Below are 15865 nucleotides of genomic sequence, written 5' to 3'. Positions count from 1 at the left end.
TCACAAAAGCCCCCCTAATCCGATCAAGTAAACAGCTGTGAAGATGAAAATCCATACAACATCAAGGAAATGCCAGTATAGACTTGAGATAAAGATCTTCGCTGCTGTTTGTGGTGTTAAACCACGTTTCTTAATTTGGAACAAGATCCCAGTAATCCAGAAGATACCGATGGATACGTGTAGTCCGTGTGTTCCTAAAAGAACAAAGAATGCAGACCAATACGCACTTGTATGGATGCTGGCACCCTCATGTACATAATGGAAGAATTCGAAAATCTCAAAACCAACAAAGCCTGCACCTAGAAGCAGTGTCAGAATCGTCCAGATGACAACCCCTTTTGTACTTCCGCGGCGCATTTCATGAACCGCAATCCCGCACGTAAATGAACTAACTAATAGCAGGAATGTCATGATCAATACTAGCTTCATATCAAACAGCTCAGCTGGTAAAACGCCGCCAGCTGTTCTGCCATGAAGAACAAAGTAGGTCGCAAAAAGTGTTGAGAATAACACGATTTCCGCGCCAAGGAATATCCAGAAACCAAGGATATTTAAACGTCCGGTTTCAGACTGATATTCAAGCGGTGCATTTGCATAGCTGCTATCATTATGTCCCATTACTTCTGCGCCTCCTTATTCTTTTTCTCTGTTTCAATCACTTCTTCAACAGGAATATAGTAGCCATCGTCATATTCGAATGAACGTAAAATCATTGTTGCGAATACACCAATTAAGCCAATTACGCCAATCCAGTACCATTCAAATACAAGACCGAATGCACCAAGTCCGAAGAATGCAGACATGATAAGTGGTCTGCCTGAATTGTGCGGCATGTGAATTTTCTTGAATTCTTTTTCAGGATGAACGTCTACATTGTTCTTCTTCCAATGATGGAATGCATCTGGTGCTGTCACTTCTGGAAGTGCTGCAAAGTTGTAATGCGGCGGAATTGCAGAAGATGTCGCCCAGTCAAGTGTACGTCCTTCTCCCCAGCTGTCTCCAGACACTTCACGTTTCGCGTGTCTCCAGCTGTAGTAAATGTTGTAGCAAAGAATGATGAATCCGATACCCATCATGAATGCACCAATTGTTGAAATAAAGTTTAGTGCCGTCCAGCCATCTTCTGGTCCATACGTATAAATACGTCTTGGCATTCCTTGCAGTCCTAAGAAGTACTGCGGGAAGAAACAGATGTTGAAACCAATCATGAATACCCAGAAGAACCATTTGCCGATGCGTTCGTTTAACTTGTAACCAAACATTTTCGGATACCAGAAAACAAGACCAGCAAAACAAGCAAATACCGTACCTGCGATTAATACATAGTGGAAGTGGGATACTAGGAAGTACGTGTTATGGTACTGGTAATCCGCAGCTGCCATCGCAAGCATAACCCCAGTCACACCACCGATCACAAAGTTCGGGATGAAACCAAGTGCCCAAAGCATTGGGGATGTAAAGCTGATACGGCCTCGATACATCGTAAAGAGCCAGTTAAAGATTTTTACACCTGTTGGTACAGAAATCGCCATTGTTGTAATCGAGAAGAATGAGTTAACCGCTGCACTGTTCCCCATTGTAAAGAAGTGGTGAACCCACACAATGAAGCTAAGAACAGAGATTGCCACAATCGATACAACCATCGCTTTGTAACCAAACAACTGCTTTCTTGAGAACGTCGCAAAGATTTCCGAGAAAATACCGAAAGCCGGCAGGATCACGATATATACCTCAGGATGTCCCCAAATCCAGAAAAGGTTCGCCCAAAGCATTGGCATACCGCCTGCTTCGAGTGTAAAGAATGCAGAACCGAATAAACGATCGAATGTCATAAGTGCTAAAGCAACTGTTAATACAGGGAATGCGAAAACGATGATGACAGACGTAATCAATGTAGTCCATGTAAACATCGGCATACGCATAAGCGTCATACCTTTTGTACGCATTTTTAAGATGGTCACCATGAAGTTAATACCTGTCATAAGTGTACCAATACCTGCAATTTGGAGCCCAAGCAAGTAATAGTTCTGTCCAGGTCCTGGTGAGAAATCATTTCCGGCGAGCGGCATGTAACTCGTCCAGCCTGCACTTGGTGATCCTCCAATAACGAAGGAAATGTTGAACAGCATTGCTCCAACCATGAATGTCCAGAAGCTAAGGTTGTTCAAATACGGGAATGCAACGTCACGTGCACCAATTTGAAGAGGAACAACGACGTTGATCAAACCAATTAAAAATGGCATCGCCATGAATAGAATCATGATCGTACCATGCGTTGTAAAAATTTCATTATAGTGGTTGGAATTCAAAAACGTATTATTAGGAAGCGCCAGCTGTGCGCGCATCATCAGTCCGTCTACCCCACCGCGGAAGAACATAATCACAGCAGCAAGGATATACATGATCCCCAGCTTTTTATGATCAACTGATGTCAGCCATTCTTTCCAGAGCCATTTCCACTTTTTGAAGTAGGTTAAAACAAACACGATGGCAATGGAAGTAAGAGCGATAGAAATTTGCGCACCAAGAATTAATGGGTCTCCAGTTACAAAAAACTCATCCCATTTTAAATGCATAACGGCCTCCTCCTTTCCTTAGTCAGTTTATTCTGATTCTAGTTTTCTTTTATAGTTCTTCACATTCTCGAAAGGATCTGTCTTGGAATGCGGAGAAACTGCTTGATAACCTAAACGTTTGCGTGCTTGGAGTGCGTATTCAGCATCCTCTCCGTGCTTCGCAAAAGATAAATGTGTTGATGAGAAAGTCTGCACATCTGCAGCATCAGGAAGCATCAAGTAGTCATACGTTTTCTTCGTTAACTTTGGTGCTTCTTTTTTCGTTTTACTTACCCATTTATCATAGTCAGACTGCGTCATCGCATTGACTTTGAATTTTTGCTGAGCAAAGCCTTCACCTGTGAAGTTGGCGTTTCTTCCTTCGTATGTGCCTACTTCATCAGCTTGAAGATATTGTTCCATTTCCATTCCAGCCATCGCATACTTCTCCCCGCCTAGCTGAGGAATCCATAGTGATGCCATTGTATCAGCGGAAGTGATTTTGAATAAAATCGGCTGATCTTTTGGAATGTTTAAGTAGTTCACTGTTTCAATATTTTCCTCTGGATAACTAAAGATCCATTTCCAATCAACTGCTGTAGCATAAATAACCAGTGGATCTTTATGGCTTGTTGCTTGAGGCGCTTCTTCCAAAGAGTAAATTGTTTTTACAGTTGGAACCGAAAGGGCAGCAACGATTAATATTGGGATCACTGTCCAGATAACTTCTAGAAGCGTATTCCCGTGTAATTCCGGGTTATAAGAGGCGTTTCCAACGTCCTTACGCTCACGGTATTTCACCAAAATGATGGTAAACAGTACAAATACCGCACCAACGATAAAGAGCATGAATCCGATAGATAAAAGGATTAAGTCTTTTTGTTGTGCTGCGACTGGCCCTTTAGGATCTAAAACAGCGATATTGCTGCAACCTCCTAATACAAAAACACTCACGAGCATCGCTAATAAAAGCATAGGTTTAATGGCTCTGAACAAGAAGATCACCATCCTTCCTTAAATAATGTATAAATTGCTGAATAATTGTGAAAAGCCATCTGCCTTCGAAAACTTTTCTTCCCTTTGTAATGCTATCAAAATCTGTTAGAGTTAGCTTCCCTTTTTTCAAAAGTTCATTTATTTTTCAACAGATTTCTAATAAAATGTCATAAATTCGCCATAAATTTATATTATTGCAGACACAATAAATTTCTAGGAATTTGAAAAGTTGAGAGCGGAAGGCAAAGGACATACAATCAAGAACTTTGTCAAATTTAGGTTTACCACAATAAAAAAGTTTGGTCAAATTTCAATTTAACTTGATGAAATTTTATCTAGGTAAACAATTTCAAAATAGGTATCCCCACATTTAACAAAAACCTTTCTCATTTTAACGCAAGTTGACAAGAAAAGAAAGTATCGATCGTCCTCCTGTGCGCTGTAATGATTGGTAATGGTGATAAATGAGTGGAATCTCACTAAAGACTTCCAGCAAAAAAACCGGCTCATCGCCGGCTTTCTCATGATTCTTCTCTCACCAAGATGTCGGGACGTCTATAGATGACGCCATCATGTTCGATGTCAATGTATGTCCACTTGCCCGTATAGGTTAAGAAGCGATTTCCCTCTGTCTCTACGACCATCGTATCCTCAGATTTTAACCCCGGTAATGAAGGGTTCCAAGTGAATACTTGATGAAGCTGAATCTCTTCCTTCGATGATGGAACTGCAATGATCTCTCGAGATACAAAACCCGTTTTCCCGCCTTGATGAAGCTTTTTCCAGCTATCGGGGAAGCCTTCTTTTTCATACTGGGCAATTCCTGCCTTCAGTACATCTCCAATGGTGTTTCCAGGACGAGTAGCCGCATTCATGACTGTGTCAATCCGCGCAAGCCGTCCCCTGTTTTCTTCAAGCTCCTTTGGAAGCTGGCCAAAGTAAACGGATCTTGTGACATTTGCCACGAGTCCATGCCGTTCCGCACAAAGGACAACAAGCGCATGCTTTTGAATCGATTTTTCAGTTGGAATCGGGTGACGATATTGCTGTATCCGGTCATCTGTCGCCACGAGGAGCACTTCAATTGTCATACCTTGCGCGATCGCTCTTTGAGCAACAAGCGAGGCAATTTCGTGCTCTGTCTGGCCTGGGACGATTTCTTTACAGACACTCTCTACAATGACGGCTGTTTCATAACAAAGGGTTTCATATTGGCTGAGCTGTGATGAGGAAAGGATTGATCGAACAAGAGACAAATCTGGTTCAATCCATTCAACGCCTTCCATTTGAATATCCGCTCCGATTCGTTTTTCTTTTGTGAGCTTTTGAACATAGGCAGTCTCATCCTCATACCAATCCATCGTCACCACTTGATAGGGGTGATCAAAATACGCCATTTCTTCTTCAATGATTCGTTTTTCTTCCATTTGATTCACAATCAATACGATGTCGTCTTTCAACACAAGCAGGTGGCAAACGCCCTCTGGCGTGTTTAACACGATGTGATTTCTTCTCCCTCCTGTGAGCCAGGAAAAGTTATTTCGCTTTTGAATCAGGACACCATCAAGCTGTTTTGTTTCCATTAAGCTTCTTACCTGTTCAATCATCTAATCACCTGCCTGTATGGAGTGTTCGAATGAAACGCTTAAATGCTGTTTTCCCTTGCCCGGTTCTTTTAAACACACCCGCCTGCGAAAGAATCTGAGAAAAAATCAGGCCGATTTCTTTTTGTAAAATCGCTTCTATGTTGTCCACTGTAAAGATATGCTCTTCAAGCAGACGCTCCGTCCATGACTCGTGCTTCATAATGGCAGGGCGGGCCTTGATTTGTTCAAGAGGGTTTTCAGAGAGCAGCACCGTTTTTAACTGGCTTAACTCCTCTGCTAATCTTCCAGGAAGGACGGCAAGACCCATGACTTCAATTAACCCGATATTCTCTTTTTTCATATGATGGACTTCTTTGTGCGGGTGGAAGATTCCGTCTGGATGACGTTCGTCTGTACGGTTATTCCTCAGCACTAGATCTAATTCATACTCATCCCCATGACGGCGTGCGATAGGTGTAATCGTATTGTGCGGAGTCTCTCCTGTATGAGCAATCAGATCCACAGCTTCATCTGAATACATTTTCCACTCATTTAAAATAAATTCCGCTGCGTTCGCAAGCATCTGCCGGTCGCTGCTTTGAAGCCGAATCACAGACATCGGCCATTTCACAATGCCCGCTTTCACATGTGAAAACCCTTCGAGAGAAAAAACATCTTCCATCTCTGCTTTCGCCATCGGAAATTCATGTGCACCGCCTTGAAAATGGTCATGACTTAATATACTGCCCCCGACGATGGGGAGATCGGCGTTTGATCCAATGAAATAGTGTGGATATATAGATATGAAGGAAAGCAGTCGTTCAAAGGTCTTTTTTGTGATGCTCATTGGCTCATGTTCACCCTTGAACACAATGCAATGCTCGTTGTAATACACATATGGTGAAAATTGCATAAACCATGATTCATCTGTGAGCGTGACAGGGATAATCCGGTGATTCTGCCTTGCTGGGTGGTTGATCCGTCCCCCAAACCCAACGTTTTCTTTACAAAGGAGACAAAGAGGATATTGCTTTTGACTGAGCTTCTTGGCTTCAGCGATCGCTTTTGGGTCTTTTTCCGGTTTCGATAGATTAATCGTGATCTCCAGTACACCATCGTCTGTAGGTGTAAACCACTGCACATTTTTGGCGATTCTGCCTGTATGAATATAGTGTGCATGCTGCTGCATCTCATAGAACCAGTTTGTGGCGGCCTTTGGCCCTTCATGCTGGCGTTTCTCTTCAAACTTCCCATAGATGACACTTGGAGGCGCCACTAGACAGCCCATGATTTTGGCATCTAGTAAATCACGATACGTATCCGTCCCTTCTGGAATGAGACCTGTTTCCACTGCCCAATCAAGCATTGGCATTAAGATGTCTTCAAGGTCCATTCCGCCTGAGACCTTCCTTGCCTCCGCTTCATCGAGCTCAAGCACTTCAAGCAGTCGATTCCTCGTATAATCGATATCTAGTGGTGATATAAGCTCTTTATCGATCCCGTATTGAATCAGCTGTTCCAGCCTTTCAAAAATATCAGTCGCCATTCCCTCGGTCTCCTCTCTTGCCTACCTGTTATGCTTTACTCACTTTGGTAGCCTTCTGGATGTTTCTGAAACCAATCCCATGCGCTTTGAATGATGGTGTGAAGATCTGCATATTGAGGCTTCCATCCCAATTCTTGCAGCGCCTTTTCTGAAGAAGCTATCAGCTTTGCAGGATCTCCTGCGCGTCTTTTTGCTATCTGTGCTGGAATGGCATGACCCGTTACTTCTCTTGCGGCTTCCACTACCTGCTTCACAGAGAAGCCAGTGCCATTCCCTAAGTTGTAAGTTGCACTTCCTTTTCCTTCACGCAGACGATCAACCGCTAAGATGTGTGCCTCCACTAAATCCATGACATGAATGTAATCTCTAATGCACGTGCCGTCCTCTGTCTCATAATCATCGCCGTAAATCATGATCTGATCACGTTTTCCTAAAGCCACTTGAAGAATAATCGGGATCAGATGCGTTTCTGGCTGATGATCTTCACCGACAAGGCCTTCTGTATGAGCACCCGCTACATTAAAGTAACGAAGCACAACGTACTCTATGCCATATGCTTGCTCAGACCACTTCAGCATTTTTTCAATCGCCAGCTTCGTTTCTCCATAAGGGTTTGTTGGATTCGTCTCATCCGTTTCAACGATCGGCACACGCTTTGGTTCACCATATGTAGCAGCAGTTGAAGAGAAGACGATGCGTTTCACACCAAATTCATTCATCACCTGAAGCAAAGCAGTGGCCCCTCCGACGTTGTTGTCATAGTACTTTAACGGATCGGTCACACTCTCACCAACAAGTGAATCTGCTGCAAAGTGCATCACCGCTTCAATTTGATGCGTTTGAAAAACCCGTCTTAGAAAAGCTTGATCTCTTAAATCACCCTCCTCTAATACAGCTCCCTCAATAACCGCTTCTTTATGTCCTGTCTGCAGATTATCAACAATCACCACTTGTTCTCCTCTAGCTAAAAGAGCCGCCACTGCATGACTGCCAATAAAACCTGCTCCTCCACAAACTAAAATTGTCATTAAATTTCCTCCTTTTATAATTCTCTGGCGCCGCCTCCAATTCCAGCTGTGTAAAAAGAGGCTTGAATTCCTGTTTTTTCTTCGTACATCGCACCTGTTTCTTCTATAAATGAGTCCACCAGCTCTTCTTTCACAATGCTGACTGTGCAGCCCCCAAAGCCAGCACCTGTCATACGGGAACCAATCGTCCCTGGATGGTGCCAGGCGGCTTCTGCCAGTGCATCTAGTTCGAGTCCAGTCACTTCATAATCATTCTTTAAAGAAAGGTGAGAAGCCTTCATGAGAACGCCTAGTTCTTTCATTTTATCATCTTTTAGAAATTTTACTGCTTTCATGGTCCTCTCGTTTTCCGTCACTGCATGTGTTGCACGTTTGCGGCACGTTTCATCTTGAATCAAATGGGCATACTTGGCGAATTCATCCGACGTGAGCTCACATAAATGCGCAATGTCTATTTCTTTCCTAAGGTCGTTTAAAGCAGATTGACACTCAAAACGGCGTTCATTGTATTTGGAGTCTGCCAGTGTCCGCTTTTTGTTTGTATTGGCAATGACGAGCGCTAGCCCCTCTTGCCGAAATGGGCTGTATTCAAAGGAAAGGGTGTCACAATTAAGTAAAATGGCGTGACCTTCTTTTCCAAGGCTAATCGAAAACTGATCCATGATACCGCAATTGACGCCAATGAATTCATTTTCTGCACGCTGCGCAAGAAGGGCGAGATCGACATGTGAAACGCCGAATGACAACCATTCATTGATCAAGACAGCTGTAACGAGCTCAATGGAGGCAGAGGATGACAATCCTGCACCGTTTGGAATATTACCGCCGTACACAATATCAAAGCCTTCTTTTATATCCATGCCTGCTTCAATAAACTGATTGAACACTCCCTTTGGATAGTTCGCCCAGCCGTCCGATTCTACGTAAGCGATTTCAAAAAGATTGAACTCTTTCACACCTTCTTCTTTAAAGTTCAAGGAGTACATTCTGACGCGGCCATCTGTCCGTTTTGCTCCCGCCGCATACGTGCCAAGAGTGAGAGCGCAAGGGAAGACATGGCCTCCATTGTAATCTGTATGTTCACCGATCAGGTTCACCCTGCCTGGGGCGAAAAAATACCGAAGTTCTTCTTGATCTCCAAATTGCTGGTGAAAGGCCGCTCGTAACGTGTCGATCATATCCATTCCCCTTTTCTCTTCTGATAATCTTATTTTAGTTGCCCAGGCAGCGGAAATTCAATGGTAAAAAAACCGTTTAAAAATACCCTTTTTTTGCTGTGAATGGTACGATGTGATATGAGGTGTACCATGATTCAAAATAGAAAAAGGTTGTTTTTTGCTGTGAAGGGGGATTTCCAATTTGAAGAAGGAAGCATTTGCATTTCGTTTTCACCATTCTGATGTGACATTGCCTGCCCAAATATGGTCTGTTGGCTGGGAAGTGCAATCATCTTCGCTGTACAGTTGGAATGGAGTAGAGCGGAAGGATCAGGGCAAGTGCATCTTTCAGCTCACACTGTCTGGACATGGCATGATTGAAATCGGACAGAAGCGATTCAAAGTATTGCCTGGACAGGCCTTTCTCGTGAAAAGCCCAAGTGCCTATCAATACTATTTTCCAGAAGACAGTGAGCATTGGGAATTTCTCTATTTGACCCTTTACGGGGAAGCTTGCGATCTTTGCTTTGATCAATTTATGAATCAAGGAAAGCAGGTCATACGTTTTCATCCAAATTCCAAACCGATCCGCCTGCTAAAGAAAATCTATGATGAAGCCAGTGAAAGACGGATCACCAATCCATTTGAGGGATCTAGCCTTGCTTATCAATTTGTCATGGAACTGTATTCATATTTGCCAAAGCTTGAAGGACAAATGGAGAAATGGCCTGAACCCATCGTCCAAGCGGCCTTGTTTGCAAGTCATCATTTTCACGAGGAAATCGGCCCTGACGACATGGCAGTTGCGGCACGTTTATCTAAAAGTCATTTTACGAGGGAATTCAAAAAGGCAACTGGCTTCACACCGATTCACTATTTAACCAATATTCGTTTAGAAAAGGCGGAAACGTTATTAAAAACAACGAAATACTCGATTGAAGAAATCGCCATACAGTGCGGCTACCGAAACGCGAATTACTTGAATAAAGTTTTTCGAAAGAAAATCGGCATGTCTCCAAAGCAACTGCGGGAAACAAGCGATGCATAATAAAAAGCAGCCGCTTTTCAATTGGCTGCTTCTTTTACGCTTTCGTCAGGTCAACACGAATTCTCCCTTGTCTTAAAACAATGGTCATTTGCGTGTCAGGGGTCATTAAATTTTCTAAAATGTCCGTTGCCGTTTGAAGCGCAATGTCCATTCGGTTGATCTTTTCCTTTTCTTGTTCAGAAAACGCTTCTGGATGTGCGGTCATTTCTTTGACTAGCCTCAACACTTGTTCATGCTGCTTTTCTGTTTGTTGATACACGGCATCATATAATACGTCTGGCCTGCTGCTCATTTCACATCACCTATCTTTTTCATGTGTTAAATCGCATCTTCTTTTGTTTTCTTGAACACGAACCATTTACTGGCGACATAATTGACCACGACAATCACAAAGTTAACAAGGATTTTTGCGACGGTTTCATTGAGCGCCATTTGGCTCACAAATAAGATCATCAGCCCCAGATCTACACCTAGAGACATGAGACGGACACTAAAAAATGAAGAAAGCTCACGCATGAGGCTTTTTGTGTCACGAGCCTTTTGCTTGAAGACATACTTCTTATTGGTGATATAAGCAAAGAGAACAGCAAATACCCATGAAACAACCGTTGCTGTTTTATAATCCATGGAAAACATCTCAACGAATAAATAGAAGCTGACTATGTTGACAATGGTTGTACACACACCCATGACCAGATACATGACAACTTCTTGATACTTTTGAAAAAGGCTATACATGTCTTTCTTCATTCCTTCTTGGTGAATTCTGTTTCTTTTAGAATACCATCTGAAGAAGAACTTCCCAAACGAACAATATGTACGTCCTGCAAAGATGAAATTTGTTCTAACTGATGGCATATGTCAACCTCATCGGTTTATATGAGTCAAACGATTTAGGTCTTTATCATTATTTTAATTTATAATCTTTTAACTGACTTTACAATTGTTTATTATTAGAAGTAAGAAATCAATATTTTTGGGTTTTTTAGTCATTTTTTTAGGGACGTGGTAGGTGATAGATTTTACAAAATAGGTTAAATGTCATCATTTTTCGACAAAAATCTATTTTTGTGCTGCATTCACACACACGTACAGTTACTAGACGGTTTGTTCAAGTCATTGGTTGCAGATGAATATGTCTTATTGAACTGGAGGATATTATGGATACGCAAGTGAAAAGAAGAGTTGACGAAGAGTGGGTTTATTTGATTCAGGAAGCGAAAAAAATTGGACTAGGCATCGAAGAAATACAAGCTTTTTTAACATCCAACGGTGATCAGAAGATGATAAACAAACCGTAAATCAACGCCGTTATCCTTTGTCTTTCAGATTGCTTTGGCTAAAAGTTCTGACCTGTCAATTGACCTTTTGAAAATCCTTTCATGACAATACGCTACAATAATTGAACACCTCATCATACCAATCCCTTCCACTCAATGGGGTTCTGTCTTTCTATTTTAGGAGGACAGTCCGTTTCCCGTTCTTTATATGATTCCTTTTTAACCGCCATTCATGGAAAGTGCCCTTCCTTCGTTATAAAACCAAGCTTCCCACCCATATATTAAGCATGAACACAATACGAAGAAAGAAAGGCGGGTGGAGCGTGAGTTCAGATTCCCTTTCCTATTATCACCACAAAAAGGATCAGTATTATCACGGTGTGAATCCTGTCATCGTCAGCCGTATTCATGAGGAATGGACATCCATTTTGGATATCGGATGCGGCACAGGCCAGCTTGGAAAAGTCCTAAAACAGCAGGGCCGGGCCATATACGGGATTGAAGCTTTTGAGGATGCGGCAAAGCAGGCTGAACAGACGTTAGATCATGTTTTATGCGGCAATATTGAACAGATGGCTCTTCCTTATCGGGATGAACAGTTTGACTGCATGATTTTCGGAGACGTCCTCGAACATTTATTGGACCCGTGGGCTGCTTTAAAAAAGGTCAAACCCTTTCTTAAAAAGGAAGGAGTCATCCTGGCATCCATTCCGAATATTGGTCATATTTCAACGGTTTTAGAATTACTAGCCGGAAAATTTTCTTATACAGATGAAGGGTTAATGGATCAAACACATTTACGTTTCTTTACCCTTCATGAAATTCATGCACTTTTTCATTCAGCGGGATTTCATATTCGAGAACTCGAAACCATTCGCGTACAGCATCCTTCCTATGAGGCCGTAATGAATGATTTGCATGAATTACTTGTGAAGCATGGCATCCGTTTCGATTTTAACGAGGCAGCAACAGCCTATCAATACGTGGTTGAGGCCGTTCAGTTCAATGGATAACCCCGCCATCTTATTTGTCATATGCGTGAATGATGAGTCAATGTTTGAAGCTTGCTTCCGGCAGCTCGCTTCCCTTCCTGCTCCGCATGGGTATCATGTCGAGGTCTTTCCCATTAGACAGGCTTCAAGTATGGCCTCTGGATACAATGAAGCCCTCTCTCATCCCGCTCAATTTAAAATTTATCTTCATCAGGATACACTGATCGTCAAACAACATATGCTTCTAGAACTCATTCCGCTTTTTTTACAACATCCATCACTCGGCTTACTTGGGGTGATAGGTGCAGAAAGTGTGCCTGACAATGGGATTTGGTGGGAAAGCCATAATTGCAGAGGAAAAGTGATAGAGTATCGTCACGACACCTATCAGCTGCTTTCGTTTGAATCACGTCATCAACAAACGGAGAAACAAGATTATTTGAAAGCTTCGGCTGTTGACGGTCTTTTTATGGCGACTCAATATGACATGAAGTGGCGTGAGGATCTGTTTGACGGCTTTCATTTTTATGATGTGTCACAATCATTTGAGTTCGCTCAGCAAGGGTATGAGGTTGGGATTGCGAAACAAGAAGAACCTTGGTGTATACACAAATGCGGAGATCATTTTGACGCTGAAGCATATGAAAAAGCGAGACAAACATTTCTTGCGAATTATCGGTAGAAAGCACCCTTTCCGGGTGCCTTTTTTATGATATACTGTCATAAACAGCCAGATTGTCTCATATGCATTGGAGTACCTTGTCCCTAATTCGTACAAAGGAGGAAACAATGGCAGACAAAAAAGTTCATTATAAGAAGGTTGCCGCTTCAGAGGATTTCAGAAAACTTCTTGAGGAAAAACGCAGATTTATCGTACCGTTGACGATTTTCTTTTTTCTCTTTTACTTTTCACTTCCGGTTGCTACATCCTACTTCACCTTTTTGAACGCGCCAGCAATCGGGGCGATCACTTGGGCTTGGTTATTCGCCCTCACACAATTTGTCATGACATGGGTTTTATGTGGGCTTTATGCGAAAAAAGCAGCTCAGTTCGACAAATATGTAAGCGCTTTAAAAGTTGAATCGAGAGGTGATGACGAATGAGCATGACCGCTTTTATTTTATTCGTAGCGATCGTAGGGCTCACATTGGTCATCACATATTTTGCTGCGAAAAAAACAAGCAATGCAAGTGATTTTTACACAGCAGGCGGCGGCCTTACAGGGTTTCAAAATGGTCTTGCCATCGCTGGTGACTATATGTCTGCTGCTTCATTTTTAGGGATCGCTGGAATGATCGCCTTAAATGGATTTGATGGCTTCTTCTATAGCATTGGCTTTCTTGTAGCATATCTTGTCGTCCTTTATGTCGTGGCTGAACCACTGCGAAATCTAGGGAAATATACAATGGCCGATATGATTGCTGCACGATTCAAACGGCCTGCCATTCGAGGCGTTGCTGCCTTTAACACCATCACGGTCTCTACTTTTTATATGATTGCACAGCTTGTAGGAGCAGGGGCATTAATTAAACTGCTGCTTGGCATTGATTATTGGATCGCTGTGTTAATCGTGGGTGTCTTGATGACCATTTATGTTGTGTTTGGCGGTATGATCGCTACCAGCTGGGTACAGATCACGAAGGCTGTTCTCCTAATGCTCGGAACGTTGATCATATCACTGCTTGTGTTTGCAAAGTTTGATTTTAGTTTGCTGAAGATGTTTGAACAAATGAAAACAGCGACCCCGCTCGGTGAAGCTTTCCTCCATCCGGGGAATAAATATGATGTCCCTTTAGAAACATTGTCCCTTAACCTTGCCCTGGTGCTTGGGACGGCAGGTTTGCCGCATATTTTGATTCGTTTTTATACGGTTAAGGATGCGATTTCTGCGCGGAAATCTGTCCTTTCAGCCACTTGGATCATCGGGATTTTTTATTTAATGACGGTGTTTCTTGGCTTCGGTGCCGCTGCCTTTGTCGGCACAGAGGCCATCACAGCAGCGGATGCAGCAGGAAATATGGCCGCACCACTGCTTGCACAAGCTCTTGGAGGAGATTTCTTATTTGCCTTTGTTTCTGCCATCGCCTTTGCGACTATATTGGCTGTGGTGACGGGATTAGTGCTTTCCGCAGCGTCTGCTTTTGCCCATGACTTTTATAGTCAGATCATCCGTAAAGGGAAAGCGAGCGAACGGGAACAAGTTAAGGCAGCACGCTTTGCTTCCATTGGCGTGTCTATTCTCTCTATTGTCCTTGCGTTATTTGCTCAATCCTTAAACGTCGCTTTTCTTGTATCACTTGCCTTCGCCGTTGCAGCAAGTGCGAATTTGCCATTGATCATTTTCACGGTCTTTTGGAAACGATTCAATTCTACTGGCGCTATAGCAGGAAGCTTAACAGGTCTTTTGAGCGCACTCATCATCGTATCGCTCAGCCCAAGCGTCTGGGACCCATCAGGGGGAGCCATCTTCACAGGAGAGCCGCTCATCCCGCTGTCGAACCCTGGGATTATCTCTATCCCTCTTGGATTCCTTGCGGCTTACTTAGGCACCATTTTCTCCTCTGAAAAAGCAGATGAAGACACCTTTACAGAAATTCAAGTAAAGGCACATACAGGCATGCATATGGATACTGATTGATCAGAAAAGCCGGCTGCTCTGCCGGCTTTTTTGTGTTCTTTCTATTCAAAACAGATCTCAATACGGTTTTAATCGACCTTATCATCTCTCTTTAAATCTTTCTAACCTGTCAATTCTTCTAAACGTGATAAAAGAACAGCATGTGATGATTCTCCCCCCTATTATCAATAAAACTCTTCATCTCTATCACCACTCCCCATTAGCCTGATATTCTCCTGCATCATGTCTTTCCTATGTTATGATTTTACATACACACTGGAAATTCACCTCAAGAAAGGAGTGAATCACATGCATAGACTCTACTCAGCAAAATTATTATTTGAATCTAGCTCCTCACCAGAGGTTAGACCAGAGAAGATCTTTGAGGAGCGAATCATCTTAGTGAGAGCAAAAAACAACCGAAAAGTGAAAGAAATCGTCAAAAACTTTTTTCCAGACGAAACCTTTGAAAATGGAGATCATGGACAAACAACCACAAAACTAGCAGCCATCTTAGATATCTTTGAGCTTGTCGGTAACTTAGACGAAGGTCCCCTGCATTTAAGTGAAGTGTACAGCCGATATCTTCTTTTTGAAAAAGAAATATCTTCTAAAGAAGCGATTGAAGCTTATTCTTTAGACAAATAAAAGAAGCCGGCTGCTCTGCCGGCTTCTTAATATCGCTGGAATAACTCTGGGTTTTTCGGAACATTTTCTAAATAAATGATCTTCCCTTGATCGTCCAGCTCCGCAATATCAATTCCTTCTGCTGTATATAAACGGCCATCTTTCAGCTTTCCACAAACGGCCCAGTTTGTCTCATACTTTCCATCTTCTCGTTTTACCCAGCCATCCCACATATGCTTAATGTCTTCATGTACATGAAAGAACGTGTTTAAAAATTGTGTAAACTCTTGGATACCAGGCTTCTCGGCACCATTTAAGACAATCATGACATCATCCGAAAATAGCGCCAGCAGTTCGTCCATTTGCTCCTGTCCTTTTCCCGCCTCATCATATCGGCGAAAATACGTTTCGAGCACTTCCATCATTCATTCT

The 15865-nt window shown here is 42.6% G+C and carries 17 protein-coding genes; 7 read left to right on the top strand and 10 right to left on the bottom strand.

Features of this window, described 5'->3' with window-relative positions:
• The 7 genes from qoxC to BK049_RS09580 all read right to left on the bottom strand — a co-directional run bounded on the left by qoxC (position 1) and on the right by BK049_RS09580 (position 8889).
• Positions 1-618 (bottom strand): cytochrome aa3 quinol oxidase subunit III, encoded by a 618-nt coding sequence (qoxC, locus tag BK049_RS09610; protein ID WP_008359616.1) that lies wholly within the window; start codon positions 616-618, stop codon positions 1-3.
• The gene (qoxB, locus tag BK049_RS09605; RefSeq protein WP_008359617.1) at positions 618-2576 is read right to left on the bottom strand and encodes a cytochrome aa3 quinol oxidase subunit I; all 1959 of its coding nucleotides are present in this window, start codon (positions 2574-2576) and stop codon (positions 618-620) included. Before qoxB ends, qoxC begins: the two co-directional genes overlap by 1 nt.
• Positions 2577-2603: 27 nt before the next feature.
• Entirely contained in the window at positions 2604-3560 is a 957-nt protein-coding gene (gene qoxA, locus BK049_RS09600; RefSeq protein WP_145939431.1) for a cytochrome aa3 quinol oxidase subunit II, read from the bottom strand.
• A gap of 512 nt (positions 3561-4072) precedes the next feature.
• Entirely contained in the window at positions 4073-5158 is a 1086-nt protein-coding gene (locus tag BK049_RS09595; RefSeq protein ID WP_008359621.1) for a M24 family metallopeptidase, read from the bottom strand.
• A 4-nt stretch (positions 5159-5162) separates the two neighbouring features.
• Positions 5163-6683 (bottom strand): UDP-glucose--hexose-1-phosphate uridylyltransferase, encoded by a 1521-nt coding sequence (gene galT, locus BK049_RS09590; protein ID WP_008359623.1) that lies wholly within the window; start codon positions 6681-6683, stop codon positions 5163-5165.
• A gap of 35 nt (positions 6684-6718) precedes the next feature.
• Positions 6719-7711 (bottom strand): UDP-glucose 4-epimerase GalE, encoded by a 993-nt coding sequence (gene galE / locus BK049_RS09585; protein WP_008359625.1) that lies wholly within the window; start codon positions 7709-7711, stop codon positions 6719-6721.
• Between the two features lie 14 nt (positions 7712-7725).
• Complete coding sequence (locus tag BK049_RS09580) at positions 7726-8889, bottom strand: galactokinase (protein WP_071169211.1); 1164 nt, start codon at positions 8887-8889, stop codon at positions 7726-7728.
• Between the two features lie 181 nt (positions 8890-9070).
• On the opposite strand from BK049_RS09580, the gene BK049_RS09575 reads away from it, so the two are divergent.
• Positions 9071-9916 carry an AraC family transcriptional regulator gene (locus BK049_RS09575; RefSeq protein ID WP_008359630.1) on the top strand — a complete coding sequence of 282 codons (846 nt, stop codon included), beginning with the start codon at positions 9071-9073 and terminating at the stop codon, positions 9914-9916.
• A 34-nt stretch (positions 9917-9950) separates the two neighbouring features.
• Here BK049_RS09575 and BK049_RS09570 read toward each other — a convergent pair whose 3' ends face one another.
• Complete coding sequence (locus tag BK049_RS09570; RefSeq protein WP_008359632.1) at positions 9951-10208, bottom strand: hypothetical protein; 258 nt, start codon at positions 10206-10208, stop codon at positions 9951-9953.
• A 26-nt stretch (positions 10209-10234) separates the two neighbouring features.
• Entirely contained in the window at positions 10235-10618 is a 384-nt protein-coding gene (locus BK049_RS09565) for a GtrA family protein (protein ID WP_012011676.1), read from the bottom strand.
• Between the two features lie 458 nt (positions 10619-11076).
• On the opposite strand from BK049_RS09565, the gene BK049_RS09560 reads away from it, so the two are divergent.
• From BK049_RS09560 to BK049_RS09535, 6 genes are all read left to right on the top strand, one after another.
• Complete coding sequence (locus BK049_RS09560; RefSeq protein ID WP_008345506.1) at positions 11077-11217, top strand: anti-repressor SinI family protein; 141 nt, start codon at positions 11077-11079, stop codon at positions 11215-11217.
• Between the two features lie 302 nt (positions 11218-11519).
• Complete coding sequence (locus tag BK049_RS09555; protein ID WP_008359637.1) at positions 11520-12209, top strand: class I SAM-dependent methyltransferase; 690 nt, start codon at positions 11520-11522, stop codon at positions 12207-12209.
• The gene (locus BK049_RS09550) at positions 12202-12870 is read left to right on the top strand and encodes a glycosyltransferase family protein (protein WP_071168387.1); all 669 of its coding nucleotides are present in this window, start codon (positions 12202-12204) and stop codon (positions 12868-12870) included. The genes BK049_RS09555 and BK049_RS09550 overlap by 8 nt, the downstream gene beginning before the upstream one ends.
• A gap of 107 nt (positions 12871-12977) precedes the next feature.
• Positions 12978-13292 (top strand): DUF485 domain-containing protein, encoded by a 315-nt coding sequence (locus BK049_RS09545; RefSeq protein WP_008359643.1) that lies wholly within the window; start codon positions 12978-12980, stop codon positions 13290-13292.
• Complete coding sequence (locus BK049_RS09540; protein ID WP_008359646.1) at positions 13289-14827, top strand: solute symporter family protein; 1539 nt, start codon at positions 13289-13291, stop codon at positions 14825-14827. Before BK049_RS09545 ends, BK049_RS09540 begins: the two co-directional genes overlap by 4 nt.
• 288 nt (positions 14828-15115) lie before the next feature.
• Entirely contained in the window at positions 15116-15454 is a 339-nt protein-coding gene (locus BK049_RS09535; RefSeq protein ID WP_071168386.1) for a DUF4288 domain-containing protein, read from the top strand.
• Positions 15455-15480: 26 nt separating this feature from the next.
• Here the strand turns inward: BK049_RS09535 and BK049_RS09530 are convergent, their stop codons facing one another.
• Positions 15481-15855 (bottom strand): nuclear transport factor 2 family protein, encoded by a 375-nt coding sequence (locus tag BK049_RS09530; RefSeq protein WP_071168385.1) that lies wholly within the window; start codon positions 15853-15855, stop codon positions 15481-15483.
• Between the last annotated feature and the right edge of the window lie 10 nt (positions 15856-15865).

The sequence above is a fragment of the Bacillus xiamenensis genome (assembly GCF_001857925.1).
Classification (GTDB): domain Bacteria; phylum Bacillota; class Bacilli; order Bacillales; family Bacillaceae; genus Bacillus; species Bacillus xiamenensis.
Note: the sequence above shows the minus strand (reverse complement) of the source record. Positions and strands in the feature narration are given on the sequence as shown.

Excerpts from the sequence above, each read along its gene's own strand:
- BK049_RS09595 (WP_008359621.1), bottom strand. The coding sequence starts at position 5,158 with ATGATTGAACAGGTAAGAAGCTTAATGGAAACAAAACAGCTTGATGGT.
- galT (WP_008359623.1), bottom strand. The coding sequence starts at position 6,683 with ATGGCGACTGATATTTTTGAAAGGCTGGAACAGCTGATTCAATACGGG.
- BK049_RS09570 (WP_008359632.1), bottom strand. The coding sequence starts at position 10,208 with ATGAGCAGCAGGCCAGACGTATTATATGATGCCGTGTATCAACAAACA.
- BK049_RS09560 (WP_008345506.1), top strand. The coding sequence starts at position 11,077 with ATGGATACGCAAGTGAAAAGAAGAGTTGACGAAGAGTGGGTTTATTTG.
- BK049_RS09565 (WP_012011676.1), bottom strand. The coding sequence starts at position 10,618 with ATGTATCTGGTCATGGGTGTGTGTACAACCATTGTCAACATAGTCAGC.
- BK049_RS09580 (WP_071169211.1), bottom strand. The coding sequence starts at position 8,889 with ATGATCGACACGTTACGAGCGGCCTTTCACCAGCAATTTGGAGATCAA.
- BK049_RS09545 (WP_008359643.1), top strand. The coding sequence starts at position 12,978 with ATGGCAGACAAAAAAGTTCATTATAAGAAGGTTGCCGCTTCAGAGGAT.
- BK049_RS09540 (WP_008359646.1), top strand. The coding sequence starts at position 13,289 with ATGAGCATGACCGCTTTTATTTTATTCGTAGCGATCGTAGGGCTCACA.
- qoxC (WP_008359616.1), bottom strand. The coding sequence starts at position 618 with ATGGGACATAATGATAGCAGCTATGCAAATGCACCGCTTGAATATCAG.
- qoxB (WP_008359617.1), bottom strand. The coding sequence starts at position 2,576 with ATGCATTTAAAATGGGATGAGTTTTTTGTAACTGGAGACCCATTAATT.
- BK049_RS09530 (WP_071168385.1), bottom strand. The coding sequence starts at position 15,855 with ATGGAAGTGCTCGAAACGTATTTTCGCCGATATGATGAGGCGGGAAAA.
- BK049_RS09535 (WP_071168386.1), top strand. The coding sequence starts at position 15,116 with ATGCATAGACTCTACTCAGCAAAATTATTATTTGAATCTAGCTCCTCA.
- galE (WP_008359625.1), bottom strand. The coding sequence starts at position 7,711 with ATGACAATTTTAGTTTGTGGAGGAGCAGGTTTTATTGGCAGTCATGCA.
- BK049_RS09550 (WP_071168387.1), top strand. The coding sequence starts at position 12,202 with ATGGATAACCCCGCCATCTTATTTGTCATATGCGTGAATGATGAGTCA.